This is a genomic window from Candidatus Palauibacter soopunensis (genome assembly GCF_947581735.1).
In the GTDB taxonomy this organism is placed as follows: domain Bacteria; phylum Gemmatimonadota; class Gemmatimonadetes; order Palauibacterales; family Palauibacteraceae; genus Palauibacter; species Palauibacter soopunensis.
In genome coordinates this window covers 1-2,618 of record NZ_CANPVT010000009.1, presented here as the reverse complement: position 1 = coordinate 2,618, position 2,618 = coordinate 1, and the positions used below count along the sequence as shown (strand labels likewise).

Below are 2,618 nucleotides of genomic sequence, written 5' to 3'. Positions count from 1 at the left end.
TGCGCAAGCAGGGCGCCACGGTGCGGCGCGTCCGGCTCGACGCCGAACTCAGGAGTGCCATCGCGCGCGCGAGCGAGTCGGCGCGGAGGAAGGACGGAAAGCGGGCCGCCGACGAAGAGCGGCACCGCATCGCCCATGAACTCGGGCTCCCCGTCGACGAGGAGGGCAGGGTGCTCTATCCGGACGCGCAGATCGAGTACGAAGACGCCGAGGGGCGCACGGGACGCGTCAACGTCGAGGCCGTCTCCGGCGACTACCGCGAACCCGCCGTCCGGGCCAAGGCGGCCGCCGGGTTCGCGATGCACGCCAGCGGGCCCGCCGGGGCGGCGCTCCTTCGCCGAATCGGCCTGGGCGCCAGCGAAGACGGTTCCTGGCTCAGGGGGCCGGCCGACCGCGATCCCGCATCCGTCGAACTCTGACGGCTCCACGATCACGGAAGGGCTCCCATGCAACCCTGGAGAATCAGCGCGGGACTCACCGCCGCACTGGCGGGGTGCATCCTCCTCCTTGGGGGACCGCGGCTCCACTACCTCGGCCCGTTCTGGCCGATGATCCTCGCCGAGCACGGCCTCGCGCTCGCGCTGCACCTCGCTCTCGCGCTCGCAGCCGTCGCGGCCGGCATCTACGCCGTTGCCCGTACCACCGGCCTCGCCGACCTCGGCAGCCGCGTCGGTCTCGCCGAACGGTCCGTCCGCCGCGGCGAGGGCGATTCCGACCTCACCGAAGCCCTCCGCAGGGACGCCGAGGGCGACTGGGAGTGAACCCGCATGAATGACAGAACGTCCGTCAAGGCGCTGCCCGGCGCCTGGCGAAGGCGCGCCAAGGCGCTCCGCCGCTACGGCAGCGAGCCCCCGGCCATCGCGCTGGAACGATGCGCCGCCGAACTCGAGGACACCATCGCCGAGCGGGACGAGACCACGTTCTCGCTGGTCGAGGCCTCCCGCGAGAGCGGATACTCCGCCGACCACCTGGGCCGCCTCGTGCGAGACGGCAAGATCCCCAACGCCGGACGGCCCGGCGCGCCCAGGATCGCCCGCAGGCACCTGCCGCGGAAGGCGCACGCGCCCGCCGGGCCGCGACTGGCGGAGATGCGGCGATCTGGTGATGTTTCGAATGTGCAGATCGTGCAGTCCATCATCGACTGCATTGCCAGCTTCCAGTACGATCCATAGCCGTCCGCTGGTAGTCCAGTAATGTCCAGTAATACAGGATTTTATAGGGATTTACGGCAATCTCCACATCTCTTGCGGTTTATCAACATCCGGTGTATTCTTCCCCGTGTAGTGTTGCAATAAGTGATACGCATTCAGAAAGGACCCCATGACGAAACGACCTAGGACGCTCACCGCCGCCTTCGTCCGCACGATCAACCGTCCGGGCGTCTACGGCGACGGCCGAGGCGGGCGGGGACTGAGCCTCAGGGTCCACCGCACCAAGGCCGGCCGCATCAGCAAGACGTGGCGCCAGCGGCTTCGGATCGAGGGACGGCTCACCTCGGTCGGGCTCGGGCCGTATCCCGAAATCACGCTCGCCGAGGCGCGCCGCAAGGCGCTGGACAACAGCCGGGCGGTCCGCCACGGCGGCGATCCGCGCGGGCACGGCGTCCCCACGTTTGCCGAGGCGGTCGAACGCACCATCGAGCTGCACCGCGACAGCTGGAAGGTAGGGGGCACGGTGGCCAAGGAGTGGGCCGCGACGTTCCGCGTCCATGCCGTGCCCCTGCTTGACAAGCCTGTGGACCGGATCACGAGCGCGGACGTGCTGGCGTGCCTCGCGCCGATCTGGGCATCGAAGCCCGCCGCCGCCCGGAGAGCCAAGCGCCGGTTCTCCGCGGTCTTCCGCTGGTGCGTTGGGAAGAATCTCCGCCCGGACGACCCGGTGGACCGGGCGGTCGCGGCGCTGCCGAGGGTGAACGGCTACGCGCCCACCCATTACCGCGCCCTGCCGCATCGGGAGGTCGCGGCCGCCATCCGGGCGATACGTGGGGTGAGGTACATCCACCCGTCGGCGATGCCGTGCGTCGAGATGATCGCGTTGACGGCGGTGCGGGCCGGAGAGGCACGCGGGGCGCGGTGGGACGAGATCGACCTGGAAGCGGGCGTGTGGACGATCCCGGCGTCGAGGATGAAGGCGGGTCGCGAGTTCTCCGTTCCGTTGAGCACGGGCGCGCTCGGCGTTCTGGAGCGGGCGCGGGCGCTTGCTCCGGACTCGTCGCTCGTGTTCCCGTCGCGAACCGGCGCGGTGTTGCCGAGGAACGCGCCGGGGCGTGTGCTCCGGCGGGCGGGGATCACCTCCACGGTTCACGGGTTCCGGTCGAGCGCCCGGTCGTGGATGGCCGAGACCGGTGTCGCGGCGGAGGTCGCGGAGGCCTGCCTCGCCCACGTCCCGAGAAGCCGGGTCGTTCAGGCGTACCAGCGCTCCGACCTGCTGGAGCGCCGCGCCGTGGTCATGCAGGCGTGGAGCGAGTACGTCACGCACCGAATGGGGGCCGCCGGGCGCTGATTTGACCCCGAGACCGGGCTCGGAGGCCGTTTCGGAGGCATTTCGGGTAATCTACGGGCCGCAGGATCGTATGTGGACGCCCCGGAGTGGGCAAGCGCGGATTCAGGAGCCGAGTT

Annotated in this window: 4 protein-coding genes; all 4 read left to right on the top strand. The window is 70.2% G+C overall.

Going from position 1 to position 2,618, the window contains the following annotated elements; translation table 11 throughout:
- Positions 1-419: hypothetical protein (locus RN901_RS05860; RefSeq protein ID WP_310756925.1), on the top strand; the 419-nt coding region annotated here is incomplete at its 5' end.
- A gap of 27 nt (positions 420-446) precedes the next feature.
- The gene (locus RN901_RS05855) at positions 447-761 is read left to right on the top strand and encodes a hypothetical protein (RefSeq protein WP_310756923.1); all 315 of its coding nucleotides are present in this window, start codon (positions 447-449) and stop codon (positions 759-761) included.
- A 6-nt stretch (positions 762-767) separates the two neighbouring features.
- The gene (locus RN901_RS05850) at positions 768-1,172 is read left to right on the top strand and encodes a hypothetical protein (protein ID WP_310756921.1); all 405 of its coding nucleotides are present in this window, start codon (positions 768-770) and stop codon (positions 1,170-1,172) included.
- A gap of 148 nt (positions 1,173-1,320) precedes the next feature.
- The gene (locus RN901_RS05845) at positions 1,321-2,502 is read left to right on the top strand and encodes a tyrosine-type recombinase/integrase (RefSeq protein ID WP_310756919.1); all 1,182 of its coding nucleotides are present in this window, start codon (positions 1,321-1,323) and stop codon (positions 2,500-2,502) included.
- Positions 2,503-2,618: the final 116 nt, after the last annotated feature.

Coding starts and splice junctions, on each gene's coding strand:
- RN901_RS05855 (WP_310756923.1), top strand. CDS start 447: ATGCAACCCTGGAGAATCAGCGCGGGACTCACCGCCGCACTGGCGGGG.
- RN901_RS05850 (WP_310756921.1), top strand. CDS start 768: ATGAATGACAGAACGTCCGTCAAGGCGCTGCCCGGCGCCTGGCGAAGG.
- RN901_RS05845 (WP_310756919.1), top strand. CDS start 1,321: ATGACGAAACGACCTAGGACGCTCACCGCCGCCTTCGTCCGCACGATC.